Annotated in this window: 23 protein-coding genes and 1 other RNA gene; 20 read left to right on the top strand and 4 right to left on the bottom strand. The window is 55.1% G+C overall.

Annotation, left to right across the window (positions count from 1 at the left end):
* Positions 1-159 precede the first annotated feature (159 nt).
* Positions 160-426, top strand: coding sequence for a FeoA family protein (locus QN370_RS08725; RefSeq protein ID WP_322126722.1), 267 nt, complete (start codon positions 160-162; stop codon positions 424-426).
* Positions 423-2,210: a ferrous iron transport protein B gene (feoB, locus tag QN370_RS08720; RefSeq protein ID WP_322126723.1), complete on the top strand. Its 1,788-nt coding sequence runs from the start codon at positions 423-425 to the stop codon at positions 2,208-2,210. The genes QN370_RS08725 and feoB overlap by 4 nt, the downstream gene beginning before the upstream one ends.
* A gap of 6 nt (positions 2,211-2,216) precedes the next feature.
* Here the strand turns inward: feoB and QN370_RS08715 are convergent, their stop codons facing one another.
* Positions 2,217-2,789, bottom strand: coding sequence for a winged helix DNA-binding protein (locus QN370_RS08715; RefSeq protein WP_322126724.1), 573 nt, complete (start codon positions 2,787-2,789; stop codon positions 2,217-2,219).
* A gap of 334 nt (positions 2,790-3,123) precedes the next feature.
* On the opposite strand from QN370_RS08715, the gene QN370_RS08710 reads away from it, so the two are divergent.
* The gene (locus tag QN370_RS08710; protein ID WP_322126725.1) at positions 3,124-3,591 is read left to right on the top strand and encodes a cache domain-containing protein; all 468 of its coding nucleotides are present in this window, start codon (positions 3,124-3,126) and stop codon (positions 3,589-3,591) included.
* 81 nt (positions 3,592-3,672) lie between these two features.
* On the opposite strand, the gene QN370_RS08705 is transcribed toward QN370_RS08710, so the two are convergent.
* Both QN370_RS08705 and thiL read right to left on the bottom strand, forming a co-directional pair.
* The gene (locus QN370_RS08705; RefSeq protein WP_322126726.1) at positions 3,673-4,179 is read right to left on the bottom strand and encodes a phosphatidylglycerophosphatase A; all 507 of its coding nucleotides are present in this window, start codon (positions 4,177-4,179) and stop codon (positions 3,673-3,675) included.
* A complete protein-coding gene (gene thiL / locus QN370_RS08700) occupies positions 4,176-5,141 on the bottom strand; it encodes a thiamine-phosphate kinase (protein ID WP_322126727.1) in 966 nt (321 codons plus the stop codon). Before thiL ends, QN370_RS08705 begins: the two co-directional genes overlap by 4 nt.
* A gap of 189 nt (positions 5,142-5,330) precedes the next feature.
* On the opposite strand from thiL, the gene pilV reads away from it, so the two are divergent.
* The 12 genes from pilV (at position 5,331) to QN370_RS08640 (ending at position 15,849) form a co-directional block, all read left to right on the top strand.
* Positions 5,331-5,924 carry a type IV pilus modification protein PilV gene (gene pilV / locus QN370_RS08695; RefSeq protein ID WP_322126728.1) on the top strand — a complete coding sequence of 198 codons (594 nt, stop codon included), beginning with the start codon at positions 5,331-5,333 and terminating at the stop codon, positions 5,922-5,924.
* Positions 5,914-6,882: a PilW family protein gene (locus tag QN370_RS08690; RefSeq protein WP_322126729.1), complete on the top strand. Its 969-nt coding sequence runs from the start codon at positions 5,914-5,916 to the stop codon at positions 6,880-6,882. Before pilV ends, QN370_RS08690 begins: the two co-directional genes overlap by 11 nt.
* Positions 6,879-7,496, top strand: coding sequence for a pilus assembly PilX family protein (locus tag QN370_RS08685; RefSeq protein WP_322126730.1), 618 nt, complete (start codon positions 6,879-6,881; stop codon positions 7,494-7,496). The genes QN370_RS08690 and QN370_RS08685 overlap by 4 nt, the downstream gene beginning before the upstream one ends.
* Complete coding sequence (locus QN370_RS08680) at positions 7,493-9,502, top strand: pilus assembly protein (RefSeq protein ID WP_322126731.1); 2,010 nt, start codon at positions 7,493-7,495, stop codon at positions 9,500-9,502. The genes QN370_RS08685 and QN370_RS08680 overlap by 4 nt, the downstream gene beginning before the upstream one ends.
* A gap of 9 nt (positions 9,503-9,511) precedes the next feature.
* Positions 9,512-9,967: a type IV pilin protein gene (locus QN370_RS08675; RefSeq protein ID WP_322126732.1), complete on the top strand. Its 456-nt coding sequence runs from the start codon at positions 9,512-9,514 to the stop codon at positions 9,965-9,967.
* Positions 9,948-10,520, top strand: a complete 573-nt coding sequence (locus tag QN370_RS08670; protein ID WP_322126733.1) for a GspH/FimT family pseudopilin — start codon at positions 9,948-9,950, stop codon at positions 10,518-10,520. The genes QN370_RS08675 and QN370_RS08670 overlap by 20 nt, the downstream gene beginning before the upstream one ends.
* Before the next feature lie 33 nt (positions 10,521-10,553).
* Positions 10,554-11,645 (top strand): bifunctional diaminohydroxyphosphoribosylaminopyrimidine deaminase/5-amino-6-(5-phosphoribosylamino)uracil reductase RibD, encoded by a 1,092-nt coding sequence (gene ribD / locus QN370_RS08665; RefSeq protein ID WP_322126734.1) that lies wholly within the window; start codon positions 10,554-10,556, stop codon positions 11,643-11,645.
* Between the two features lie 15 nt (positions 11,646-11,660).
* Entirely contained in the window at positions 11,661-12,293 is a 633-nt protein-coding gene (locus QN370_RS08660; protein ID WP_322126735.1) for a riboflavin synthase, read from the top strand.
* Between the two features lie 131 nt (positions 12,294-12,424).
* Positions 12,425-13,537 carry a bifunctional 3,4-dihydroxy-2-butanone-4-phosphate synthase/GTP cyclohydrolase II gene (ribBA, locus tag QN370_RS08655; RefSeq protein ID WP_322126736.1) on the top strand — a complete coding sequence of 371 codons (1,113 nt, stop codon included), beginning with the start codon at positions 12,425-12,427 and terminating at the stop codon, positions 13,535-13,537.
* A 51-nt stretch (positions 13,538-13,588) separates the two neighbouring features.
* A complete protein-coding gene (gene ribH, locus QN370_RS08650; RefSeq protein ID WP_322126737.1) occupies positions 13,589-14,074 on the top strand; it encodes a 6,7-dimethyl-8-ribityllumazine synthase in 486 nt (161 codons plus the stop codon).
* Positions 14,075-14,170: 96 nt separating this feature from the next.
* Complete coding sequence (gene nusB, locus QN370_RS08645) at positions 14,171-14,644, top strand: transcription antitermination factor NusB (protein WP_322126738.1); 474 nt, start codon at positions 14,171-14,173, stop codon at positions 14,642-14,644.
* A 29-nt stretch (positions 14,645-14,673) separates the two neighbouring features.
* Positions 14,674-15,849, top strand: a complete 1,176-nt coding sequence (locus tag QN370_RS08640) for a pyridoxal phosphate-dependent aminotransferase (RefSeq protein WP_322126739.1) — start codon at positions 14,674-14,676, stop codon at positions 15,847-15,849.
* Between the two features lie 61 nt (positions 15,850-15,910).
* Here QN370_RS08640 and QN370_RS08635 read toward each other — a convergent pair whose 3' ends face one another.
* The gene (locus QN370_RS08635) at positions 15,911-16,864 is read right to left on the bottom strand and encodes a transglycosylase SLT domain-containing protein (RefSeq protein WP_322126740.1); all 954 of its coding nucleotides are present in this window, start codon (positions 16,862-16,864) and stop codon (positions 15,911-15,913) included.
* A 504-nt stretch (positions 16,865-17,368) separates the two neighbouring features.
* Between QN370_RS08635 and ubiD the strand changes: the two genes are divergently transcribed.
* The 5 genes from ubiD (at position 17,369) to QN370_RS08610 (ending at position 24,951) form a co-directional block, all read left to right on the top strand.
* On the top strand, positions 17,369-18,853 hold the full coding sequence (gene ubiD, locus QN370_RS08630) for a 4-hydroxy-3-polyprenylbenzoate decarboxylase (protein WP_322127228.1): 1,485 nt from the start codon (positions 17,369-17,371) through the stop codon (positions 18,851-18,853).
* Positions 18,854-18,920: 67 nt separating this feature from the next.
* Positions 18,921-19,019, top strand: an RNA gene (gene ffs / locus QN370_RS08625) — signal recognition particle sRNA small type.
* Between the two features lie 679 nt (positions 19,020-19,698).
* Positions 19,699-19,989 carry an H-NS histone family protein gene (locus QN370_RS08620; RefSeq protein WP_322126741.1) on the top strand — a complete coding sequence of 97 codons (291 nt, stop codon included), beginning with the start codon at positions 19,699-19,701 and terminating at the stop codon, positions 19,987-19,989.
* 640 nt (positions 19,990-20,629) lie between these two features.
* Positions 20,630-21,784 carry an efflux RND transporter periplasmic adaptor subunit gene (locus QN370_RS08615; protein ID WP_322126742.1) on the top strand — a complete coding sequence of 385 codons (1,155 nt, stop codon included), beginning with the start codon at positions 20,630-20,632 and terminating at the stop codon, positions 21,782-21,784.
* 62 nt (positions 21,785-21,846) lie between these two features.
* Complete coding sequence (locus QN370_RS08610; protein ID WP_322126743.1) at positions 21,847-24,951, top strand: efflux RND transporter permease subunit; 3,105 nt, start codon at positions 21,847-21,849, stop codon at positions 24,949-24,951.
* The last annotated feature ends 501 nt before the right edge of the window (positions 24,952-25,452 follow it).

Below are 25,452 nucleotides of genomic sequence, written 5' to 3'. Positions count from 1 at the left end.
AACGGCACAACAGTTCCATCGATCAGTGGGCCATGCCTGCGCTATCTGAATGCGGCCATTCATACGATCGGCGAAGTGATCCCGCTTAAACAAGTGGTGGCTAGCGCCAGAACGTATCTGGTGCCATAATCGGAATCATTCTCATCTGACGGTTGTTCCATGCGCCCCTCCGCTCCTTTTTCAACACTTCTTTCATCCTTGCATGCCGGGCAGTCTGCTGTCATTTCCGGACTGGATGCCCAAAGCGAGCTGTATCTGCGCTTGACTGCGATGGGCCTGCGCATCGGCAAACAAGTCCAGTTACTCCGATCGGCGGCTTTTTCGGGACCATTGCATGTCCGTGTCGGTACGACCGATATCATGCTCAGGAAAAGCGAAGCAGCGCGGGTGCAGGTCGTGCCAGTCGACAGCGTGGCCGGCGCATGAAGCGTATTGCGCTGCTGGGTATGCCTAACGCCGGTAAATCTACTTTTTTCAATCGATTGACCGGTGCTTCGGCGCGAGTCGGAAACTGGCCCGGCGTGACGGTTGACTTGCTGGGCGCAAAGGTCCTGATTGGCGCAAGCATGGTCGAAGCGATCGACTTGCCCGGGATTTATGACCTTCAAGGGTTTTCCGAGGACGAGGAGGTGGTGCGCCGTTTCCTGTCCTTGAATCCGGTTGATCTGGCGCTAGTGATTATTAACACTGCGCAAATCGAACGTCAGCTTAGTCTCGTGCTGCAACTGAAACATCTCGGCGTGCCGATGGTGGTGTTGCTGAACATGTCGGACGAAGCAAAAAAACTCGGCATCACGATTGATGCGCCGCAGCTGTCGAATCTGCTTGATTGTCCAGTCGCACTTATTTCGGCCAAATACGGCAATGGATACCAGAGTGCCTACCAGCTCATCCAGAAAGAGCTCAACGGAAGTCGCCCTCCGGTCATTGTCAATCTTGCCAGCCCGCCTTTAGCCGAACCCGCGCTCGAGGCAGCGATGGCGCAGGTGATGAACACTTCGGTACAGATTCCCGCCCACGCATCGGATCAATTGACCCAGCGCATGGACCGTGTATTGCTGCACCCTGTAGCGGGATTACCCATTTTTTTCTTCATCATGTTTTTGCTATTCCAAGGAATTTTTATTCTTGGCAAGCCGATCCAGGATGGTCTTGCATGGTTATTCCAGTTGATACGGACCTCGGCACTGGAACCATTGATGTCGGTTTTGCCTGCGCCGGTGACAGGCTTGTTGCTAGACGGAATCTACAATGGCGTTGGCACTGTCGCCAGTTTTGTCCCGTTGATTGTTTTATTTTTCCTGTTCATGGCGCTGGTCGAAGATAGCGGCTATCTGTCGCGTGCCGCGTTTTTGATGGATGCGCTCATGGCCAAGATGGGACTTGATGGTCGCAGTTTCGTGATGGTATTGATGGGTTTCGGTTGTAATGTTCCCGCGCTGATGGGCACGCGCGTCATGCGTTCCCGGCCACTGCGCTTGTTGACGATGCTGGTTATTCCGTTTTCGCTGTGCTCTGCACGTTTGCAAGTGTTCGTGTTTTTCATCGCTGCGCTGTTTACTCCCAGGCAGGCACCACTAGTGCTGTTCAGTTTGTACATGATGAGTTTTGCCACCACGTTGCTCAGTGCGTTGCTATTCAAATCCAAGTTTGCCAACAGTGAGCCGTTTATCCTCGAAATGCCGCCCTATCGCTTTCCAACCTGGCGCCAGATGGCATTGCGTGGCCTGCAAGAAGTCCATCACTTTATGCATCGCGCGACGAAGTTCATCATCATCGGCGTCGTACTGGTTTATGTATTGACGAATTTTCCTACCAATGTGGCACCTGCAAGCAGCGGCACGATTGCTGGTTGGCTCGGTTCAAGCCTGGCACCTATCCTGGATCCGATCGGCATCAACATGCAACTCGCGATTGCGTTGATTTTCGGTTTTGTTGCCAAGGAAATCGTGATCGGTTCGTTAGCCGTGATTTACGGGTTGGATGGCAGTGCGCTGGTCTCGACGATGGCGAATCAGATTGACTGGGTGCAGGCCTACAGTTTTATGCTGTTCACGCTCATCTACACCCCATGCTTGTCGACGATCGCGACCATACGCTCCGAGTCACGCAGCAGGTCTTTTACCCTGCTTGCACTAGTCTGGCCACTGACATTAGCCTGGGTCGTCAGCTTCGTGTTCTATCGTTCGGCCCGGGCCTTCGGCTACTAAATAAAGTCAGAGCGAGGTGGCTGAACGCGCTGCCTGCTCATATAACCCTGACAGGATGCGCAGGAAGCGTGCGAGTTCGCTTAACTCAAAGCTTTCGGTGCCGTCGCCGCTCAGGCCGGATACGAGTACCTGTTCGCGGATTTCGAAGTAGCGCTTGCAAACATCCTGACCCGCCTCGTTGGTCGAATAAAGCACCTCTTTGCCGCGTTTCTCGGTTTTCACCAAGCCGAGCGCTTGTAATTTCTTCAGCGAATAGTTGACCACGTGCGTGTCCTCGATGTTAAGAATGAACGCAATGTCGGCAAGTTTTTTTTCACGTGCGCGATGATTGATGTGGTGTAACACGAGCACATCGGTAATCGTCATGTCCTTCATGCCGACAGCTGAAATGCACCGCACCGCCCAGCGGTTGAATGCATTGCTCGCAATAATCAGGCCGAACTCGAATTCGCTCAATTCAGCACTGCGCCCGGAGGCGAGGTGTGAGGACGATACGATAGGCATTTTCGCTTGGCGCGCAGGTCCCGGAGGGGTAGATGGCGAGTCGCCAGGTTTCTGTTTCAAGATTTCTTTGGTCATTGCAGTTCCGAATGGTTGTGTCGCACGATAAGAGTCTTTGCCAATATCTTACTTGCAAAATAATTTATTTTTAATGCATGAAAAAGTTAATTTTTCATTGAGAAATACGCCTATTTTTCAACTGAAAACAAGGCGATTTATTTGTGATTTCTCACTATGGGCGGCAATTGTATCCACTAATATTTTTCCCGCGAGTCGGTGTTCCGAACACTGGCTCCAGACATGGCGCTGCAGCGCCTGATTCGACCATCAGTCATGTCAGGAACGGCAAGCGGCATTTGGGGCAAGACCTGCGCCAAGCTTTCAAATCGAAAAATAACCTGAGGAACTACCCATGAAATATTTGCTGAAAAGTCTTGTTTTAAGCGTATTCGCTTTATTAATGACGGGTGCCGTTATTGCGGCAGAAAAAGGTTCGCGAGACGAAGCTGTTGCCTTGGTGAAGAAGGCGGCAGCTTACTTGAGGGAAAACGGAAAAGAGAAGGCATTTGCCGAGTTCAACAAGCCCGACGGGCCGTTTGTTGATCGCGACCTGTATATTTTTGCGTACAGTGCCGGTGGTGACGGTACCAACCTGGCGCACGGTGCCAACCCCAAATTGATCGGCAAGAATCTGCTCGAATTACGCGACGCGGATGGCAAGCCGATTGTCAAAAATTTTATCGAAGTGGCAAATGGCAAGACAGGCAATGGGTGGGTTGATTACAAGTGGGCCAATCCGCTTACCAAGGCGGTCGAAGCCAAAACCAGCTACGTCGAAAAAGTGGGTGATGTAATCCTGGGTAGCGGGGTCTACAAGTAACTGTTCACTCCACGGCATGGGGCCTGGTTCTGCCCCATGCCGTTGTCTCGTGCTGCTGTCTCGCGCCGTTGTTTCGTTGAATTACATTCGCCAGAAAGCAAACACCAGCAACGTAAAAAATGCGGCAACGATATCGTCCCACATCACGCCAAAGCCTCCCTTGAAGCGCCGCTCAAAGTAGTCGATAGGCGGTGGTTTGACCATGTCAAAAAACCGAAAACAGACAAACGCCCAGCATTGGGTAGTGAAGTCCGCAGGGGCCAACAAAAGTAGCACGATCCAGAAAGCAATAATTTCGTCAATCACCATGCTGCCGTGATCAGCGACACCCAAGTCGCGTCCAGTTTTTGCACAAGCCCAGGTACCAATCAAAAATCCCGCCACAATGACGATCGCCCAGTTCGCATTGGTAAAAAAATCGGGCCACCGCTGGCTCATCAGGTTAAACGTCAGCCAGCCAAACAGGGTGCCGCTGGTTCCGGGCAAGATGGGCGACAAGCCACTGCCGAGCCCTTGCGCAATGAGGTGAGCCGGATGCGCCAGCATGAATTGCCCGGTTGGTTTTTTGATAGGAGGGTGAGAGCTCATGGGGTGATGAAGTGATCGAATGAAGGATAGGTCAGGCGGAGATCGCTGCCGGAGTGGTCGGTCAGTCGCAGCCCCGGCAACGCATCAATGCAGCCGACGCGGGTGACGAGCGTTTGTGTGCGGCACGCGGCATCAAGGACAGCCTGTCGATGGGCTTGTGGTGCGGTAAAACAAAGTTCGTAATCATCGCCTCCTGCCACGCAATATTCGCGTCGCAATGTCACCGGTTGCCTGGCCAGCGTCGGTCCGGCGGGCAGTGCATCGACGTCAATGGTGGCACCGACGCCCGAACGCGTCAGGATGTGTCCGAGATCCCCGCCAAATCCATCCGAGATATCGATGGCAGCATGCGCGACACCGACCAGGGCCATGCCGAGCTCGTTACGCGGGGTAGGCCGGTCCATGCGTGGTGCGCACTGTGCGAGCGCATTCTCATCGAGTGTGCGTTCGCCTAGTCGATAGGACAGTGCCAGGCGGGCATCACCGAGCGTACCGGAGACCCAGATGTCGTCGCCGGTGCGGGCGGCGCTGCGCAGTAGCGCGCCGGCCGCATCAAGTTCACCAAAGACGGTGATGCAGATGGTCCTCGGCCCTTTTGTCGTATCACCGCCGATCAGCGCACAGCCATGTTGATCCGCCAGCGCGAACAGGCCAGTGGAAAACCCTTGCAACCAGTCTTCGTCGATATCAGGTAGCGCCAGCGCAAGCGTGAAACCGACCGGCCTCGCGCCCATTGCCGCCAGGTCAGACAAATTCACTGCAAGGCATTTGTGCCCGAGTGCGATCGGGTCCGTGCCGGGTAGAAAGTGGCGTCCCTCTACCAGCATGTCCATCGAAATAGCCTGTTGCTGTTGTACGGGCCTGAGCAATGCGCAGTCGTCACCGACGCCGAGCAGCACGGAAGGAGGATGGCCGCGATCAGGGCGGGCGAAGTAGCGGGCGATTAAATCGAATTCAGACATGCTCGTATTGTACCCAACCAGCGTGGTGACGAAACGCTGGTTGGCATGACCATATCGTTTGCAATTCGCGACGTCGACGGTCTGCCAGAGTGGGCAAATATTGAGTCGTCTCAAACCTTATCTACAGATCAATTTTCAGTAAGAAGTTTTCACTAAGATCGACGACATTCAAAATTTTGACGTCGTCCTATGCGCTATTTATGTGCCGGTGGTTTCACGCTGCTTGAAGTACTGATCTCACTGCTAGTCCTCGCACTCGGTGTGCTTGGTGTGCTGGCACTGCTGTTCTCCTCGATGCGCGTCGCCCGACAAGTCGATGCCGAATCGGTCGCCCTGCATCTTGCTATCGATATTGCCGACCAGTTGCGCGGCCGCGCCAGTACCACGGTACTCGCGCAATTTGACTACGATGCTGCTTCATCAGCGCCAGTCCCGGCCGGATCATCGACACGTTGTTTTGGTCCATCCGGCACCTGTAATGCCAATCAGCTTGCCACCTTCCTGTCAGACGAGTGGCGAGCATGGATAACGGAGCGTTTGCCGGCAGGGCGGGTGCGTATTTGCCGTGATATGACGCCATGGCAGGCCGGTACCAAGACATGGCGATGGGAGTGCGATGCAGGAACGACAGTCAGTGCCCCGCTATGGATCAAGCTAGGCTGGCAAGCCCCTGCGACGCTTGCCGGCGACAACGGTATCAGTAACGGTATTAGTAACGGTATTAGCAACGGTATTAGCAACGGTATTAGCAACGGACCGCAGCTGGTGTTGCATGTCGAGTAGTCACATGAAGATTGGCGTCCATCGAGGCCTGAGCCTGGTCGAATTGTTAATTGGGCTGACCCTCGGCTTGTTCCTTGTCGCGGTTGCCGGGAGCGTATTTCAGGCCGCACGGCGCGCTTATGACCTTCAGGAGAGCACTGTCGAGTTATCTGAAACCGGCCGGTATGCGATTGACAGCATCACCCGGGCAGTGCGGTTGAGCGGGTCGTCCGATCTGGCCGGTCCGACAGTACTGGAACAGGGTAATGACGGGGCCGATTCCGCGATCAGCGGCCTTGATGCCCGCTCGCTCAAAGCAGGGACGCCGGGTATCGACCAGGCCTTGCCGAAGGCAGTCAACGGCAGCGATGTGCTGGCCCTGCGTTTTTCCGGTGCCAATGATGGGTCGGTCGTCGATTGTGCGGGTTTCAACGTCGCCATGCCGGCAACACCTTCACCCGGGCAGTTATCGGGGTGGAGCATTTTTTATGTTGCCAGGGACGCCTACGGAGAGCCTGAATTACATTGCAAATACCAAGGACATAGTCACTGGTCATCGGCAGCGATCGTTCGTGGTGTGGAATCGTTCCAGGTGTTGTACGGTGTCGGTCCGGATGCCGCCGCGATGCCGACGCGCTTTCTTACCGCATCGCAAATCGACAGTCTGGACCAGGGGCTGGTCGTCCACGGTGCCACGCCGGAGCAGCGTGCGCAGGACCTCAATCGCCAGACGCATTGGAAAAAAATCACCGATATCCGGGTTGCGTTACTTGTTCGTAGCCTGCGTGCCGTGCGTGCCGATACGCTGGACCGGACGTTCGATCTGTTCGGCTCCTCCTATGCGGCGCAACAGGCGCCCGGTGATTCTGGTACGCACATTGTCGAGAGCGAACTGCCACTGAAAGAACGTAATCGGTTGCGCAAGCTGTTTACAACGACGATCCGCGTTCGCAACACCACCTTGGCGATGCCGCGATGAGTCGCCGTCAGAGTGGGATCACGCTGATCATCGTACTGGTCTGGCTGATGGCAGTTTCATTGCTGGCCATGTCAGCTTTGCAGATCGGTTTGCAGGACCAGAAGGCAGCACGCAGCTATCGCGACAGGGAGATCGCTTTTCAGGCTGCCGAGGCAGGCTTGCGGGATGCCGAACTCGATATCGAAGATTCGCCGGATACGCACTTGTCCCGCAGCGCTTTGTTTGCTGCCAATAGCAAGGCAGGCTTTCCGGATGAGGTGGGTAACGACTGTCAGCGCGGCGTCTCCAATCGTTATCAAGGCTTGTGCAGGCAATCTGCAGATGCCAGTGCGCCCAGCTGGTTACAGGTCGCTCAGCATGGGCGAGACGGCATTCACGACAGCGACGTGGCGGTGGCTTATGGTCGGTTTACCGGACGTTCGATGCAAACCGGTGTGGGCGCGCTGCCAGCCATGTTGCCTCGGTATCTCATTGAATTGATGCCTTACCGGCAGGCTGGATACAGTGCCGAGCGGCCCGAGTATTTTTACAGAATTACGGCGATCGGTTTTGGTGCTGACGTTTCCAGTGAGGTCGTGTTGCAGACCTTTTACCGGAAGGGGAGCGCGCCATGAAAGCGGTCCGGATACTGCTGCTCGTGCTCTGCAGTTTTTGCTGCCATGCGTATGCGCAATTGAAATCCTTTGCTTGCATGACGGTTCCGGATGGGAATTCCGAGGTCAACGTCACCCAGCAGGTGATGGATCCGTCGGGAAAATGGTTGTGGCGTGCTGGACTCGAGTCGCAATCGTGGTCCGGTAGTCTGAAAAAATTCCCGGTGGGGAAGGTAACGGCTGGTCCCATGACGATTGGTGCGGCCTTGTGGGAGGCCGCAGAGCAATGGCCGGCTGCGTCAGACGTCAGCGTGGCGCAACGCAATGCGCAACGCAATATATGGACGTTTGACCATGCCTCGGGACGGATGGTCGAATTCCGCTGGGCCAACCTTTCAGAGCGGCAAAGACAAGGATTGAATCAGTTGCCGGGAGCCAATCGCAGCGACGGATTGGGCGAGCAGCGCGTCAATTATTTGCGTGGACAACGTGATGCGGAACGGGTGAATGGTGTTGGCACGTTCAGACCGCGCAAGTCGGTGCTGGGCGGCATACTCAACAGCACACCTTTGCTGTCCAGCCAGTCTGATGACGCACTCCGTCATGGGATCAATGACGCCGGGCGCGCGACGATTTTTGTCGCTGCCAATGACAGAATGCTGCACGCTTTTTCAGCCAGCGACGGCAAAGAGGTATTTGCCTACGTACCGGGTTTCCTGTTGCCTGAACTGGGCCGCTTGAGCAGTCCGTTCAGTCCGCCTCGCTCGTGGTTTGACGGCAAGCTGGCACTGCGCACTGTGCGTCTGAACGGAACGAGCAAGACGATTCTTGCCGCAGCGGCCGGCTTGGGTGCCAAAGGAGTCGCTGCATTCGATGTCAGTCATCCGGAGACGTTTGGACAAAGCGCTGGTGCACTGTGGGAGTTCAGTGACAGCGATGATGCCGACATGGGCGTCGTGACCGGCCTGCCATCCATTGCTACGTTTGAGGTCCATGCTGGCGAGCGGCGTCATTTTGTCGTTGTTTCAACAGGGCAGGCGAGTACCGGACTGGATGGTCCCGGTCGGCTCTTCCTTTTGGGGCTGGACAAGCCCGCCGGCGCGCGCTGGCAGGTCAATGTGAACTACTTCAAATTCGATACGGGCGCAACAGGCCTGGGCGCTGCCGCACTGGTGTCCGACGAAGACAATACGACTCGATATGCTTATGCCGGTGACCTTGCCGGAATACTCTGGCGTTTCGATTTCTCCGGCGTGGTGCCGTGGCCGGTCGCAAGGCCGCTGTTTTCGGCTACGGATTCCCGTGGCAAGTTCCAGCCGATCGTGGCAAAGCCGAGTGTCGTTTTTGCACCGGGCGGTGGATATCTGGTTCTGTTTGGATCGGGTCGTCTGCTTGCGCCAGAGGAAGGGCTTGGGATGCATCATGCGACCCCTTATGCAGTCCAATCGCTCTACGCGGTCCATGACACGGCCCTGCGCGATCAACCGCCTATCGTCCGTCAGGCTCTGGTCGAACGCACCGCCCGCAAGTTGGGGCGTGATCGTTACACCATTGAGGGCGCGTCGTTCGCCTATGGCGCTGACGCGTCGGACCGGAAAGGCTGGTATCTCGATTTTCCCGATGGGATACACACTGGCGAGCGACAGGTCGACGCTGCGCTGGCGGACTCGGGCCTAATGATTTTTCGCTCATTGATCCCCGCTCCGGATGGTTGCGATCGGGGTGACGGCAGATTGTATTTTCTCAATCCACTGGATGGCTTGTCGCCGGCCGAGGTGACTGTGACGCGGATGAGCACCGATGGTCCGGTTGCGCCCTTGTTGCTCTCGTCATTTGAACGCTCGTCGTCCAGTGCGACTGGCGCAGCCATCCTGTCACGCCGGATTACGGTGCTGACTCCGGGTGTTGACGGGCAATCGGTTGCGGTACCGCCGCAGAGTGCGACGGTCGCGCTGCCGGTACAACGATTAGGTTGGCACGAAGTGAGTAACTGGTCCGATAGACGGCGCGCCGGTGCGCAACGCTAGGAGGTGAAGATGATGCGCAATGGGTGTCCTCATCGAGTCGGCTTTACGCTGATTGAAATTCTGGTTGGCGTCGTGATTGTCGGGGTGCTGGCAGCGGTCGCAATGCCGTCCTATCAATTTGCGGTCCGCAAGGTCAAGCGTGCGGAGGGCCGTGCGGCGTTGTTCAAACTCATGCAGCAGCAAGAGCAGTTCTATTCGCAACGAATGAGCTATCTCGCTTTTTCGTCAGGCTCGGCAGAACCGGATCAGCGGCGCTTTGTCTGGTTTTCTGCGGAAACGGCGGCTTCCAGTGCCTATGAGTTGGACGCACTGGCTTGCGCTGGCCGTCGTATTTCCGAATGTGTGATGCTGCGCGCAAGGCCGGGTACGAACAAGGTCAATACCGGTTTTTCTGATGCGCAATGCGGTACGTTGCGCCTCGATAGTTTGGGCCACAAGGAAGCCGATGGACGCGATTGCTGGTGACTCCCGCAGTGCCGTCAGTCAGCTGCGTCGCTGCTGCCTGGGCGGCTACACACTCGTTGAGCTGATGATTGTGTTGGCACTGCTCGCGATCATTCTTGCACTGGCCGCACCCGGCTTTACGGCGTTGATCGAGCGTCAAAAGATCTCTGCAATCACGGCAGATCTAGTGGCCGCGATCAGGCTGACCCGTGCAGAAGCGATACGGCGCGGGCAGCGGGTCGACCTGGTTCCGGTCGATGGTGCCGACTGGCGTAGTGGCTGGAGGATTTTTATTGACAGCAATGACAATCGACGCGTCGATGCCGGTGAGATGATTATTCTTGTCCACGATGCTGCAGCATCAGGAATTGCCATAGAATCGGCGATGACCGATCGCTCTGCGACGTACATTGCGTATGCTGCGAGCGGACGCACCCGGACCAACGCGAACAGCCAGACACCACAATTCGGCCACTTGTCACTGTCGCTTGGTGCGCAACAGCGTCGCATTATTATCAATTTCCTCGGTCGTGCACGTGCATGCAATCCGCTGGTTGAGGCCGCTTGCGGTTGATATGGCCCGACCCTAACCTGACCTGAAAGCTTCATGAAAATTGCCAACGACCAGCAAGGTATGGCGCTCGCTCTTGAATGGGCCGCCAAAGGTCTGTTCATTACCGCCCCGAATCCGCGTGTCGGTTGCGTAGTCGTCCGTGATGGCATTGTTCTCGGTGCCGGCCATACTCAGGCGGTTGGCCACGCACATGCCGAAATCCAGGCATTGGCCGATGCGCAGCATCGCGGCAATGCAGTTCGCGGTGCAACGCTGTACGTCACGCTGGAACCCTGCAGCCACCATGGGCGCACGCCACCGTGTGCCGATGCACTCATTCGTGCAGGCGTGTCGCGCGTGGTGTCAGCGATCTCCGATCCGAATCCGTTGGTCGCCGGTGCCGGACTGGAGCGCTTGGGTGCCGCCGGGATTGAGGTCGTCACGGATGTGATGCGCGATGCCGCCCTCGAGATGAATATCGGATTTTTTTCCCGTATGCAAAGAGGCAAACCGTGGGTGCGGATGAAAGCGGCCGCCAGCCTTGATGGCAAGACCGCCTTGCACAACGGAGTGAGCCAATGGATCACGTCCGCACCGGCGCGTGAGGACGGCCACGCCTGGCGCGCCCGGGCCTGTGCCATATTGACAGGGATCGGGACGGTCAAGGCGGATGACCCGCAACTCACCGTGCGGTCTGTCGCCACGCCGCGCCAGCCACAGCGCATTGTCATCGACAGTCGCCTCGAGATCGATTTGTCGGCACGCGTCCTGCAGGGCGCGCCGGTCTGGATTGTGTGTGCCCATGCCGATCCGGCCAGGCAAGCCGCGCTGGAATCACTTGATCATGAGGTAATTTGCTTGCCCAATGCCTCTGGCAAAGTCGATTTGCCGCAACTGATGCGGGAGCTTGGCCGGCGTCAGATCAATGAAGTCCATGTCGAGGCCGGTTTCAAGCTCAATGGCTCTCTCTTGCGCGAAGGGTGTATTGACGAACTGCTGCTCTACCTTGCACCCAGTCTGATCGGTGATGCTGCGGGTTTGTTCGATTTGCCAGCACTGACCAGTTTGTCGGGTAAAACCGAACTGGTGTTTCATGATGTCAAGCAGATCGGTCCGGATCTGCGTATTCTTGCTCGCCTTACTTGACTCTATTTAATTGCCATGTTTACTGGAATTGTTGCTGCTGTAGGAAAAATCACCGACCTGTCTGCTGCGGGTACGGAACCGGGAGCCGGCGTGCGTCTGACCATCGATGCCGGTGACCTGCCAATTGCTGATGTCATCCTTGGTGACTCGATTGCGATCAACGGGGCGTGCATGACGGTCGTCAGCAAGACCGACCGGTCGTTTGCCGTTGATGTATCCCGCGAAAGTCTGAACTGTACGGCCGGGCTCGATGCTCCCGGCGAAGTCAATCTCGAAAAAGCCCTGACTTTAGCCGATCGCCTTGGTGGACATCTGGTGTCCGGGCACGTCGATGGACTCGGTCTGGTGACGCGTTTCGAGCCGGTCGGAGAATCATGGAATCTGGTCATCGAGGCACCGTCCGAGCTCGGAAAATATCTGGCGATCAAGGGCTCCATAGTGGTCAACGGCGTATCGCTGACGGTCAACCGGGTCAGCGATACGCCGACCGGGTGCGTTTTTTCGATCAACGTAATACCTCATACGATGACTGTGACCACCCTGCGCAACTTGACCGCTGGAAGCCGCGTCAACCTCGAGATTGATTTGATTGCGCGCTATGTCGAGCGGATGCTGAGCAGTTCGGCCGGGCCGCAGCGCGCAGGTTGACCAACAGCGACTGCTGCAGATCCGCACTGGATCGGCTGGATGGACGACGAGTTTCATGTTTTTCCTGTCGTCAAAGCAAGTCGCGGGGCATGCAAATCCATTAAAATGGCGCACTCAAAAGGACTCAATTCATGTCAATCGCTACCACGCAAGAAATAGTCACGGAATTACGTGCCGGCCGGATTGTTATCCTGGTCGACGAAGAGGACCGCGAAAATGAAGGCGACCTCGTGATGGCAGCTGAATTCGTGACGGCAGAAGCCGTCAATTTCATGGCCAAATTTGGTCGCGGCCTGATCTGCCTCACCCTCACCGAAGAGCGCTGTGATCGCCTCAACCTGTCCATGATGACGGCCCGTAATGGCACATCCTATGGCACGAACTTCACCGTCTCGATTGAGGCGGCAGAAGGTGTAACGACCGGTATTTCAGCGGCCGACAGAGCGCGGACCATTCAGGTGGCCGTTGCCAAGCACGCCAAATCTTCCGATATCGTCCAGCCCGGCCACGTATTTCCATTGAAGGCACAAAAGGGTGGCGTGCTGATGCGGGCCGGACATACTGAAGCCGGATGTGATTTTTGCGAACTGGCTGGGCTGACACCGGCCGCAGTGATCTGCGAAATCATGAACGACGATGGCACGATGGCGCGCTTGCCTGACCTGTTTGAGTTTGCGCAAAAACATGATCTTAAAATTGGCACCATTGCTGATTTGATCCACTATCGCAGTCAGAATGAAAGTATCGTCGAGCGTATCGCCGAACGCACCATGCATACCGTGCACGGCGATTTTCAGGCATTCATCTATCGTGACAAGCCAAGCGGCGGCGCGCACATGGCACTGGTACATGGCGAGATTTCAGCTGATACGGAGGCACTGGTGCGGGTACATCAGCCGGTATCGATGCTCGATTTGCTGGAGTCGAGTTCAACGACCCATTCCTGGAACATGGCGTCAGCGCTTGCGGCGGTCAAGGCCGCCGAACGTGGCGTGGTGGTCTTGCTCAATTGCGAAGAGTCAGCTGCCCAGTTGTTTGCCCAGTTTACTGCCTTGCTGACGCCAGAAAACCGGCCGCCGGCTCGTGCGGCAAGCATGGACTTGCGGACCTACGGTATCGGCGCACAAATCCTCAAGGATATTGGTGTCGGTAAAATGCGATTGCTGGCCAATCCGAGAAAAATGCCATCAATGATCGGCTTTGATCTCGAAGTCGTGGGCTACCGGAGCAGTCCGAAGGATTGAGTCGCGACAGTGCCGATGGCACTTCGTTTACCCGTTTATAAAGGAATCATCATGACAGTAGGAACTTACGAAACCAATCTCGATGGCGAAGGTTTGCGCATCGGTATCGTGCAGGCTCGTTTCAATGCAAGTATTGGCGATGGGTTGCTGGCGTCCTGTCTGGCAGAGCTGGGCCGTCTCGGCGTGGCCAACGAAGACATCTTCCGGTTGACCGTGCCCGGTGCGCTGGAAGTTCCTCTCGCCTTGCAGAAGATGGCCGAAACCATGCAATTCGATGCGTTGATCGCACTCGGTGCAGTCATTCGTGGCGAGACCTATCACTTTGAACTGGTTGCAAACGAATCCGGTACCGGCATCAGTCGTGTCGCGCTGGATTTCGGTACGCCAGTGGCCAATGCGATACTGACGACCGAAAACGACGAGCAGGCACTTGCCAGAATGAAGGAAAAGGGAGCTGATGCCGCGCGGGTTGCCGTTGAAATGGCTAACCTGGTGTTGGCGCTGGATGAGTTGTCTGAAGCCGTCGACGACGAATAACGATGTTGACCGTGCGCTGGCTATAACCGGTCATGCGCGGTTTTTTGCTCCATTAAGCGTGCCGGAGGTTATCGCCGGCACTGCAGTCTGATTACCATGATCCCGAAAAAAGAACTTCACGCGAATCCGAACAAGAGTCGTACGCCCCGACACCGTTCGCGTGAATTCGCCCTGCAAGGCCTGTACCAGTGGCTGCTCAACAATGAAGACGCTGGCGTGATCGAAGCCCATCTGCGTGAGGCGCATGGCTTCGACAAGGCCGACGCGGCTCACTTCGATGCGTTGTTGTACGGGACGATCAAGCAAGCTGGCGCGCTGCGTGCCGAGTTGTCGCCACTGATTGACCGCCCGCTGAATCAGTTGTCGCCGATCGAACATGCGATCCTGCTCATTGGTGCCTTCGAGCTGAAGAATCACATCGAGATACCGTACAAGGTCATCATCAATGAATCGGTCGAATTGGCCAAATCGTTCGGTGGTATTGACGGCCACAAATATGTCAATGGCGTACTCGACAAGTTTGCTGCCAAAACCCGCGAAGTTGAAATCGCCGCATCGCGTCCATCGTGATGGCGGTGCCCGCGGAAGTCATTTTTCCGATGGAGAATTTGGCCCGACGGGTTGGACATATCGCGCCGTTTCATGTCATGGAACTGATCAAGATGGCGGCGGTACTGGAGCAGCAGGGGCGATCGATTATCCACATGGGAATCGGTGAACCCGATTTCACTGCGGCTCCTGCCGTGATTGCTGCGGCTACGCGTGCCATGAGCGACGGCAAGATGCAATACACGGCGGCGAACGGTTTGCCGGCGTTGCGCGAGGCGATCGCAGCACACTATGCGCGGGTCTACGGCCTGCAGATCGATCCGGTGCGCATCATCATCACCGCTGGTGCGTCTGCAGCGTTGTTGCTGGCGTGTGCCGCCCTGGTCGAGCCCGGCACCAAGGTGCTGATGCCGGATCCTTCCTATCCGTGCAACCGGCATTTTGTGGCAGCGTTCGACGGTGAGGCCACGATGATTCCTTGCGGCCCCGAACAGCGTTTCCAGTTATCGGATGCGATTGTCCGGAGTCATTGGGATGAGGCTACCCGAGGGGTGCTTCTGGCATCGCCGTCCAACCCTACCGGGACGTCTATTCCGGAGGACGAGTTGCGCAAGATCGTGGCGACAGTGCGCGAGAAGCAAGGTTATACGATTGTCGACGAGATTTATCAGGGGCTGACCTACGACGAGGCACCATTTTCGGCCTTGTCGCTCGGTGATGACATCATCGTCATCAACAGTTTTTCGAAATACTTCAACATGACGGGATGGCGTCTGGGTTGGCTGGTTGTGCCACCATCGCTCGTGTCGCACGTAGAAAAGCTCGCGCAAAATCTGTTCATTTGTGCGTCGACGATTGCTCAACACGCTGCTCTCGGTTGTTTTGAAGCCGCATCGCTCGCACTTTATGAAGAGCGCAAGGCAGAGTTTCGCCGTCGTCGCGACTACATCGTTCCTGCCCTGCGTGAATTGGGTTTTACAGTGCCGGTGGTACCGGATGGCGCATTTTATGTTTATGCCGACTGTAGTGACCTGTCGGACGATGCTGATCGGCTCTCCATCGACATGCTCAACGAGGCTGGTGTCGTGCTGGTGCCGGGACTGGACTTCGGGCCGTCCACGGCGCATCGCTACATTCGGGTTTCTTATGCGACCTCGATGGAAAACCTTGAGGAGGCGGTAAGACGGCTGCACAAGTTTTTCGACGGGCGTCGTCGCGTCATCTGAAATAACGCAGTCAAAAAAAAGAGCCTTGCGGCTCTTTTTTTTGGTTTTTTGTCTGTCTGACCTACATCGCTGCGAACTGATCTGATGCAGAAGCGTTGCGAATCGCCTCCGAAACCGACACCTGGTCGTCCTTGCTACTGGCGATTTTTGGATCAGTCACTGGATTGCTCTTGGGTTGATTGGGGTTGATCAGGGGGGTAGTACTCGTGTACACAGACACGCTCTTGCCACTGGCTACTGATTTCAGGCGCTGATATTCGGCAAGCACTTTCGATCCGTAACCGTCATCATGGTCGAATGCGGCGGCACCGACATACATCTTGAGTCCGGCTTCAACGGAACCGGCCCGCGACACATATTCTTTCAGGATGCGTGAGCCGACGCGAATGTTGGCAACCGGATTGAGGGCCGCTTTAACACCACCGAGATCCTCGAACTTTTCGTGATGGATTTTGGACATGATCTGCATGAGCCCTTGAGCGCCTCCCGAGCTTTCGGCAAACGGATTAAATCCCGATTCAATGGCGGCGACAGCGAGGATCAGTAGCGGATCAATCTTGATGTCACTGGCAGTAGTGTAGGCGGCGGATACAAGCATTTCCGTGGCGTCGTTGGCTACTCGGTACCGTTTGGATATCCAGCTGGAGACCCACTGTTGCTGGCGTTCCGTTCCTTTTGCCTTCGCTGCAGGCGCGATGTCCTGTGCTTCGGGCATGCGGGTGCTACTCGAATTAGGGAAAAATGCATGGGTGCCAAAAGACATCGTTGGCGTATCCATGGGTGTATCGGACTCCGACACGACCAATGGCTGATCTGATTGCTGTGCGTTAAACGGAGATAATGATTTCAGTTGCTGCGCAAGATCAGGTCGGTAGAACATCAATGCCAGAGTACACAACGCTGCAATCCCTGAGATCATCAGGGTGTGGTGGGCGGTAGTAAAAAATCCACTCAGCGTGTCTCTGGCAAATATGCCAATAGCTGTTGAATTGCTACGTAAATGTCGCGCGCACATGCGCGTTGTCCGGGTAAATCGATTAAGCAATTGAACCTCCTGAATCGTCACGGCAAGCAGTTCGGACTGCGTTCTGCCGCTGTCCGAACTGCTTGCCGTGAATCAGATACATCGCCATCCTCCGCTTGATGCGGGCAGATGGCGCCGGAGTTGCTGCGTTGAGCTGAGGGTACACTTCCGTACCACACCAGTGGCAGACAACTTTTTGCGGGGAGTAAGGCTGACGCCTTTTGAAAACACTCCTTAAAATGCCTGTTGGGGCCCCGACCCCGTGAAATGATTTGGTTTTCTGTTGCAGTGGGCGAGATAGACGCGCCAGATGCCTTCCTTCTCAATGTTCGCGGATTGTAGGTGCCGTGTTATATCAAGTCAATACTACTTAATTAGAAAGTGATTACTGTTTGATCTTTAGCAAGTAGTAGAGTCGCAACTTAGTTGAATGAAATCAACGGCTTGTATTTATTCCTTAAATTGAAAGGCCCGCAGCCTGGCGGTGCAAAAAAGATGAAATATTCGGATTTGAGGGATTTTGTTGTTAAATTGGAATCGATTGGCGAGTTGAAGCGTGTCACTTTTCCGGTTTCCAGCTATCTGGAGATCACGGAAATCTGTGATCGCACACTGCGCGCAGGTGGTCCTGCTCTGCTGTTCGAGAATGTGGATGGACAATCCATACCGGTGCTGGGTAACTTGTTCGGCACCCCTCGTCGGGTTGCACTTGGCATGGGGGCGGAGGAAGTCAGCGAGTTACGCAAGATTGGTCATGTATTGGCGATGCTGAAGGAGCCGGAACCACCGAAAGGTTTCAAGGACTTGCTTGGCTTGACCTCGCTGGTGAAATCCTTGTGGGACATGGCGCCCAAGGAGTTGCGTTCTGCGGCATGTCAGGAAGTCGTACTGGAAGGTGATGCCGTTGATCTTGGTCTGCTACCAATTCAGCATTGCTGGCCGGGTGATGTCGCGCCCTTGATTACGTGGGGGTTGGTCATTACCAAGGGGCCGCACAAAAAACGCCAGAACCTGGGTATCTATCGTCAGCAGGTGTTATCGCGGAACAAGGTCATCATGCGTTGGCTGGCACAACGCGGTGGTGCTCTCGATTTTCGTGAGCATGCGAAAGTCAACAAGGGACAGCCGTATCCGATCTGCGTGGCGCTGGGTGCTGATCCGGCGACGATACTGGGTGCGGTAACGCCGGTACCGGACAGCCTGTCCGAATACCAGTTTGCGGGTTTGCTGCGCGGTAGTCGTACCGAGCTAATCAAGGCCATAGGAAGCGAGCTACGCGTGCCAGCTTCGGCAGAGATTGTTCTGGAGGGGCATGTTTATGCAGATCCGAATCATCCGTCCGGATATGAGCATGCACTTGAAGGTCCATACGGGGATCACACTGGTTATTACAACGAGCAGGATATGTTTCCAGTACTAACGATAGATCGCATTACGATGCGACGTAATCCGATCTATCACTCTACCTATACTGGCAAACCTCCAGACGAACCGGCTATTCTCGGCGTGGCGCTCAATGAAGTATTCATTCCTTTGTTGCAAAAGCAGTTCACCGAGATCACCGACTTCTATCTTCCGCCAGAAGGATGCAGTTACAGGATGGCCATCGTGCAGATGAAGAAGTCCTATCCGGGGCATGCCAAGCGGGTGATGTTCGGAGTCTGGAGTTTCTTGCGGCAGTTCATGTATACCAAATTCATTATTGTGGTCGATGAAGATGTTGATATACGGGATTGGAAAGAAGTCATCTGGGCCATTACGACCCGGGTTGATCCGCTGCGCGACACGACGCTGGTCGATAACACACCGATCGATTATCTTGATTTTGCTTCGCCTGTCAGTGGGCTTGGTAGCAAGATGGGCATCGACGCAACGAACAAATGGCCCGGCGAGACGGATCGCGAGTGGGGCAGCACGATCAATATGAGCGACGAAGTCAAAGCGCGTATCGATAGCATTTGGGGTCAGCTGGGTATTTGAGCGTTCCTGTTTCGATCCGGGTCATTTATACCCGCCCAAGGTAGAACTTTCTGTTAGACTTCATCCCGGCGGGCCCCTGCGCATTGTGGCATGGCCAACCTGGTCAGGTCGGGAACGAAGCAGCCACAGTCATTATCCATAAGTGCCGTAGACAAGGCTCGCCTTCTAGAATTCTGTAAAAAGACCGATGTGTCGGGCCGAACGGCTGGCACCCGGTCTTTTTTTTATCTGCAGTTTCCCATTCCCCCGCTTTTCAATTTTTCTGTCCCGCAAATTATTATTCCTGGCCGTTTCACCCGGTCATTTTTTCTTGTGACTGTCATCAGGATATTGTGATGTGCCTTTCAACGTGATAACGCCATCGTCCTGAGAATAGTTATTCACATTATCCTGCTCGCAATGCGTAGCCAGACGGCTTTATATCCGGATGATGTTGATGACTGTCGGCCACTGTTGCTACAGCTTTTGTTTGTCTCCTTATCTTTCTTTTCTAGCCCACTCTTCCGTTTATCAGATCGATTGGCTTTGAAATTTTTCGGCAACCGTTCGGAGTTTTTTTGTTTGTCCGGCCATCCCTATTTAGATTGAGGAAACGGAAAGTAATTGTGGTATTTTTTAACAAAAATTTAAAATAGCAATGATGGCTATTGAGGTGAGTACAAAAAATAAGCACTTGAGGAGTAAAATAATTGAGTCGTTATTAGGATATGATTTACAATGCGAGTCAAACTGAGTGACACCGTTACACGATCTTTCTTAGAGAATCGGTCCAGTGTTTGAGGTCCTGATCACATTGGATATCATATTATCTGCTTCACCTTATTTTAAATAACTGGAAATCAAACATGTCAACATACAAAGAATTAACCGTTCAGATTGAAAATCTTCAAAAGCAAGCGGCCCATGCCCGCCAGAGCGAAATTGCTAATGCGATTGCTGATATCAAAGAAAAAATGCGCGACTACGGTATTACGCTGACAGATCTTGGTTTGACTGGTGCCAAAAAAGCCGGCAAGGCAAAAGAGCCTGTCGCTCCGAAATACCGCGATTCAGTGTCAGGTGCAACATGGTCCGGTCGTGGCAAGCCACCACGCTGGATCGCCGGTCAAGATCGGGATGCATTCAGTATCAAGTAAGGTCAGCCGCTTTCGTGGCGTCACAGTAATGCAAAAGTAAAAGCGTCTTCTCGGTTGCCACAGCATGTTTAGCGTGGTCCGACGAGGCGCTTTTCATTATTTCAGGGACTCAATATTCCTGGTGCCCGCTAAAGTTTGACTCCTGTCTATTCGCACGTAGACTTCCTGGTAATCAATGAATGTCTGATAAGAGTGACATTGCGATTCAGCTTTATGTTTACTGATCACGATCATTGCCTGAAAAAGAGTCGATCGATGTGATTCAATCTGTTGTTCAATTAGCTACAGATATTGGAGCAACTTCTTCTTGGTTGAGAAATAGAGATTCTGGTTCGCGTTCCCCTTGATTCTTACGGCGTACTAACTAGTCGCGTTATAAAGGGCGACCAACATGTTTATTGTCATTTCATGTGACTTCGTATCGCTGCGTTTTTTGGTTTAGTAGAGGTCAACGATTCACGGACTTGCCTGGCTCCGTTAAATGCGTCGCAGCAACCTGAAAAGTACGCAATAATGACTGCCGTTTATCGTGCTCACTTTTTTACCGAACGTAACAGGGGGTGTCGTCTGCTCGATTAATTCGTGGCGGTTTGCGCTTATCTGTCGGCCTAGATACCTTCACCTCATCAGCGATTTGTCCATGCACCGTAAATTGAAAAATAGTCTTGTCGGCGTTGTTATTCTTGGAGTGTGTGGTGCAGGATTTGCCTGGTATTCTGCAAAATCGCGCGTAATAAAAAAGCCTAAGTCTGAAACGGTTCACATTGTGAGAACCACGATTGCCGGTCAGCAGGCAATGCCAATCAATTTGTTCGCCAATGGCTACGTGACGGCGATCAATACCGTGGATGTTCGGCCGCAAGTACAAAATATCGTCCGTGAAGTGCACGTTCAGGAAGGCCAGGAAGTCCGCGCCGGACAATTGTTGATTACGCTGGATCAGCGTACAGACCTGTCCGGTATCGACAGGGCACTGGCGCAGGTAGTGCGTGATCGGGCAGATCTGGCGGACGCCGAGGCGACACTCAGCCGTAATCAGGAATTACTGGCCAAAAAATTCATTGCGCAGGCGGCGGTCGATACGGCACGCAGCAGAGTCGATGCATTGCGCGGGACGCTCGCTGCCGACCAGGCCGCCGTCAAGTCAAGCCGGATCGCGCTCGATTACAACCTGGTTCGCGCCAGTATCAGCGGGCGTATCGGCCTGATCAATGTCCATCCGGGCAGTCTTGCCCAGCCAGCGGCCTTGCCAATGCTTACCATATCCCAGCTTGACCCCATTGCTGTCAGCTTCACACTGCCAGAGCGCGAACTGACGAACTTGCGTGTCACCTATCCGCAAGGTGATGCGCCGGTCCAGGCGCAGCTCGCCGGTGCAGGCGAGGTCAGCGGCAAACTGATCTTCATCGATAATGCCGCCGACGCGCAAACCGGAACCATTCGTATGAAAGCGCGCTTTAGCAATCCGCAGCGTCGGATGTGGCCGGGCACATTTGTCTCTGTTCGGCTGACTTCGCGCACGCTGCCCGATGCGATTGTCGTGCCGGCCCAGGCCGTCGTTACCGGTCCGGTCGACAGGTTCATTTACCTGGTGCAACCCGACAATAAAGTAATGATCCAAAAAGTGGCCGTGGTAGCGATCGAGGACGGAAAGGCCGCGGTCACCGGCATCGTTGCCGGTGCGCGCGTCGTGGTCGAGGGTGCGGAAAACCTGCGCCCCGGTGCGGCGGTAACAGAACGGCAAGCGGCTACTGGCGGCGGAAATGCTGACACGACGGCGCCGCGTGCGCCTTGATCTTCGATGACCACCCTGGGCCTGGTGCGCGTCCTTCACTGCATGACTTTTGAATTGATATCGTGAATATTTCCGAGCTGTGTATTCGTCGTCCGGTGATGGCGGTGTTGTTATCGATCGCCATTGTCGTTGTTGGCATTTTTGCCTATTCAAAACTTCCCATCGCGGCGCTACCGACCTACAACACGCCGGTCATCAACGTGACCGCCTCTTTGCCGGGGGCCAGTCCGGAAATCATGGCGGCCTCGGTCGCCACGCCGCTGGAAAAACAGTTTTCGACCATTTCCGGTATCAACACGATCAGTTCCAGTAATACGCTGGGAAACACGTCGATCGTGCTTGAGTTCAACTCGGATCGGGATATCGATGCCGCAGCAGTCGACGTGCAGGCGGCGCTGTTGCGAGCACAACGCAGCCTGCCCGTCGAGTTGACCGCACTACCGGCGTATCGCAAGGTCAATCCCGCTGATGCAGCGGTATTGCTGGTGGCGCTGACGTCGCCATCGATTTCGCTGGCGGACCTCAACGACTATGCAGAAAACCTGATTTCGCCAACGTTATCGACGATTGATGGTGTCGCCCAGGTTGCGGTGTATGGCCAGCGTCGCTTCGCGGTGCGGGTCAGGGCGCGTCCCGACGAACTGGCCGCACGCAACCTGACGCTCGATGAACTGGCGACGCTGATTCACGCCGCCAACACGAACGGCCCGGTCGGTGTACTCGACGGGCCACGCCAGAGTTTGACGCTGGAAGCCAACCGCCAGTTGCGCAACGCGGCCGAGTTCGGCGAATTGATCGTCAGCACGCGCGACGGCTACACCACGCGACTCAAGGATGTCGCCATCGTCGAAGACAGCGTTGAATCCGCCAAGAGCGGCAGTTGGGTCAATGGCGAGCCATCCATCGTACTGGCCGTGCAGCGCCAGCCGAATGCGAACACGGTTGCCGTGGTCGATGCGGTCAAGGCAACCTTGCCAAAATTCAAGCAGCAAATGCCGGCATCCATCGACATTCACGAATTGAATGACCGGTCACAGTCGATTCGCGAATCGATCGTCGACGTCCAGCACACGCTGATCCTGACGGTCGTGCTGGTCATCCTGGTGATCTTTCTCTTCCTCAAACGGCTTTCCGCCACCGCTATCCCGGTCGTCAGCTTGCCGATCTCGCTGATCGGTTGCTGTGCGCTGATGTACGTGCTTGGCTACAGCCTCGACAATATTTCCTTGCTGGGGATCACGATCGCGGTGGGATTAGTGGTCGATGACGCCATCGTCATGCTTGAAAATATCGTGCGCTACGTCGAGCAAGGCATGACGCCGATGGCCGCCGCACTCAAGGGCTCACGCGAAGTCGGCTTCACGATCCTGTCCATCTCGATTTCGCTGGTGGCGGTATTCATCCCGATTTTCTTCATGCCGGGCGTGATCGGGCTGCTTTTCCGCGAGTTCGCTGCGGTCGTGTCGCTGGCCATTATGGTGTCGGCATTGATATCGCTGACGCTGGTGCCGATGCTGTGCAGCCGGTTTCTGAAACACGCACCACCGGAAGACGATAGCTGGATCAGTCGCCAATTTGAAAAGGGATTCAATGCGGTCCTCGACGGCTACAGTCGCGGTCTCGACTGGTGTCTGGCGCATACCCGGGGCGTCCTGATCGCTGCGCTTTCGACCTTCCTGCTCACTGGCTTCCTGTTTATCGAGATTCCCAAAGGATTTTTCCCGACCGAGGATATCGGCCAGATCCGAGCCTCGATCGAAGGGCCGCAAGATATTTCGTATCCGGCAATGGTCAAGCTGGTGCAAGCCACCGCCGACATTATCCAGAACGATGCCAACGTCATGTCAGTGACGTCACGCGTGACCAGTGGCAGCAGTGGCGCGCTGTTCATCGGACTCAAGGCGCGCAGCACACGCGAGCCGATGGATCGCGTACTTGAGCAGTTGCGCAGCAAGCTCGGCGCGCTGCCGGGGCTGTCGGTCTACCTCACACCGGTACAAAATCTGAGTCTTGGTGGCCGCTCGAGCAAGAGTCGCTACCAGTACGTACTGCAAAGCGTCAAGGCGGATGAACTGACCATCTGGTCCAACCAGATCCAGGCCAGGATGCGAGCCAATCCGCTGTTTCGCGATGTCACCAGCGATTCGCAACTTGGTGGCTTGCAGGCCAAGGTCGACATCAATCGTGATCGCGCCAGTGCCGCCGGGGTGCAGATCTTCGATATCCGCACCGCGCTCTACAGTGCGTTCGGCGACCGTCAGGTCTCGACGATTTTCACTACCAGCAACAGCTACCAGGTCATCCTGCAAGATAGCGAGTCGGGTCTGCAGGACGAGGCGGCCCTGAGCAAGATTTATGTCCGCAGCAAGGCCGGCGTGCTGGTACCGCTGATGAGTCTGGCAACCGTGACGCGCACCGCCGGGGCGATTTCGGTGAACCATCAGGGCCAGCTGCAGGCAATTACGGTCTCGTTCAATCTGGCACCCGATGTACCGCTAGGTGACGCCAGTGCCGCGCTTGACCAGATCAAAACCAGTTTGCAATTGCCGCCGACAGTCATTACGTCCTATGCCGGCGATGCTGCCGTCTTTCAGTCTTCACAAGGCAGCCAGGTCATGCTGTTGCTGCTCGCGGTGGTGGTGATCTACATCCTGCTGGGCGTGCTGTACGAAAGCTATATCCATCCGCTGACCATCCTGGCGGGCTTGCCGTCGGCGGCGGTAGGGGCCTTGCTGGCACTGCGGCTGTTTAATTTTGAACTGACACTGATCGCCACGATCGGCATCCTGATGCTGATCGGCATCGTGAAGAAAAACGCCATCATGATGATCGACTTCGCACTGGAAGCCCAGCGGGTACAAGGTGCCACGCCCTTCGAGGCGATCCGCTCGGCCTGCCTGCTGCGCTTTCGTCCGATCATGATGACGACGCTAGCCGCGCTCGTTGGTGCCTTGCCGATCGCGTTCGGACTCGGTGCCGGGGCCGAACTTCGTCAACCCCTCGGGGTCGCGATCGTCGGTGGTCTGCTCGTGTCGCAAATCATCACGCTTTTCATCACGCCAGTCATCTATCTGGTACTGGATCGCTTCAGCGGTGCAGGCCCGTTACTGACGGACCTTGCGGTATTGGAAGCGCCTGCTTCAGCAAGCTTGCCGGCGGTGCATTAACCCGACCGACTGGCCGGCATGCCGGTCAGCCTCTGACGAAAAGGAGTGCCTTCGCGGCACTTTTTTTTCGCCTGAATACTTTGCCAATATTTCCATAACAAAATTATAAATTGCGCAATTACTGCCGAGTTGAATCAGTCGTGCCATTGCAAAATTAGGAGTGTGTCAATCAAATTTGATAACGGAATACATATCGCCGGAATTGGCATTGAAAGTTCCCTTCATTTTTCAAACATATTTCTTGATTTCATCAATCGTCGTATTGCATGACAAAAATCAATAACATAAAATTTTTTCCGTAAATTAATTTTTGTCCGAGCAAGGCGGGTTGAAAACACAGAAATAATCAGGACCTGAAGTCGTTTCAATGGTTCTGTTTGATTCTCTTGTTTTCAGTTTCACGTGAGTCTTTTACTCGATATGAAACCCATGCTCATTTTCACGTCCTGCCTTTTTTAAAAGGCAGTTTCCAAGGCGACTGCCCGTTCAGACCCCGGGGCA

The organism is Actimicrobium sp. CCI2.3 (assembly GCF_035019065.1).
In the GTDB taxonomy this organism is placed as follows: Bacteria; Pseudomonadota; Gammaproteobacteria; order Burkholderiales; family Burkholderiaceae_D; genus Actimicrobium.
Note: the sequence above shows the minus strand (reverse complement) of the source record. Positions and strands in the feature narration are given on the sequence as shown.

Bases quoted from the DNA above. Each gene is read 5' to 3' on its own strand.
- QN370_RS08725 (WP_322126722.1), top strand. From the start codon at position 160: ATGCGCCCCTCCGCTCCTTTTTCAACACTTCTTTCATCCTTGCATGCC.
- QN370_RS08685 (WP_322126730.1), top strand. From the start codon at position 6,879: ATGAGTCGCCGTCAGAGTGGGATCACGCTGATCATCGTACTGGTCTGG.
- QN370_RS08705 (WP_322126726.1), bottom strand. From the start codon at position 4,179: ATGAGCTCTCACCCTCCTATCAAAAAACCAACCGGGCAATTCATGCTG.
- nusB (WP_322126738.1), top strand. From the start codon at position 14,171: ATGATCCCGAAAAAAGAACTTCACGCGAATCCGAACAAGAGTCGTACG.
- ubiD (WP_322127228.1), top strand. From the start codon at position 17,369: ATGAAATATTCGGATTTGAGGGATTTTGTTGTTAAATTGGAATCGATT.
- QN370_RS08690 (WP_322126729.1), top strand. From the start codon at position 5,914: ATGTCGAGTAGTCACATGAAGATTGGCGTCCATCGAGGCCTGAGCCTG.
- QN370_RS08640 (WP_322126739.1), top strand. From the start codon at position 14,674: ATGGAGAATTTGGCCCGACGGGTTGGACATATCGCGCCGTTTCATGTC.
- thiL (WP_322126727.1), bottom strand. From the start codon at position 5,141: ATGTCTGAATTCGATTTAATCGCCCGCTACTTCGCCCGCCCTGATCGC.
- QN370_RS08635 (WP_322126740.1), bottom strand. From the start codon at position 16,864: ATGTGCGCGCGACATTTACGTAGCAATTCAACAGCTATTGGCATATTT.
- QN370_RS08670 (WP_322126733.1), top strand. From the start codon at position 9,948: ATGGACGCGATTGCTGGTGACTCCCGCAGTGCCGTCAGTCAGCTGCGT.
- pilV (WP_322126728.1), top strand. From the start codon at position 5,331: ATGCGCTATTTATGTGCCGGTGGTTTCACGCTGCTTGAAGTACTGATC.
- ribBA (WP_322126736.1), top strand. From the start codon at position 12,425: ATGTCAATCGCTACCACGCAAGAAATAGTCACGGAATTACGTGCCGGC.
- QN370_RS08615 (WP_322126742.1), top strand. From the start codon at position 20,630: ATGCACCGTAAATTGAAAAATAGTCTTGTCGGCGTTGTTATTCTTGGA.
- QN370_RS08710 (WP_322126725.1), top strand. From the start codon at position 3,124: ATGAAATATTTGCTGAAAAGTCTTGTTTTAAGCGTATTCGCTTTATTA.
- ribH (WP_322126737.1), top strand. From the start codon at position 13,589: ATGACAGTAGGAACTTACGAAACCAATCTCGATGGCGAAGGTTTGCGC.
- QN370_RS08675 (WP_322126732.1), top strand. From the start codon at position 9,512: ATGATGCGCAATGGGTGTCCTCATCGAGTCGGCTTTACGCTGATTGAA.
- feoB (WP_322126723.1), top strand. From the start codon at position 423: ATGAAGCGTATTGCGCTGCTGGGTATGCCTAACGCCGGTAAATCTACT.
- QN370_RS08680 (WP_322126731.1), top strand. From the start codon at position 7,493: ATGAAAGCGGTCCGGATACTGCTGCTCGTGCTCTGCAGTTTTTGCTGC.
- QN370_RS08715 (WP_322126724.1), bottom strand. From the start codon at position 2,789: ATGACCAAAGAAATCTTGAAACAGAAACCTGGCGACTCGCCATCTACC.
- QN370_RS08660 (WP_322126735.1), top strand. From the start codon at position 11,661: ATGTTTACTGGAATTGTTGCTGCTGTAGGAAAAATCACCGACCTGTCT.
- QN370_RS08620 (WP_322126741.1), top strand. From the start codon at position 19,699: ATGTCAACATACAAAGAATTAACCGTTCAGATTGAAAATCTTCAAAAG.
- ribD (WP_322126734.1), top strand. From the start codon at position 10,554: ATGAAAATTGCCAACGACCAGCAAGGTATGGCGCTCGCTCTTGAATGG.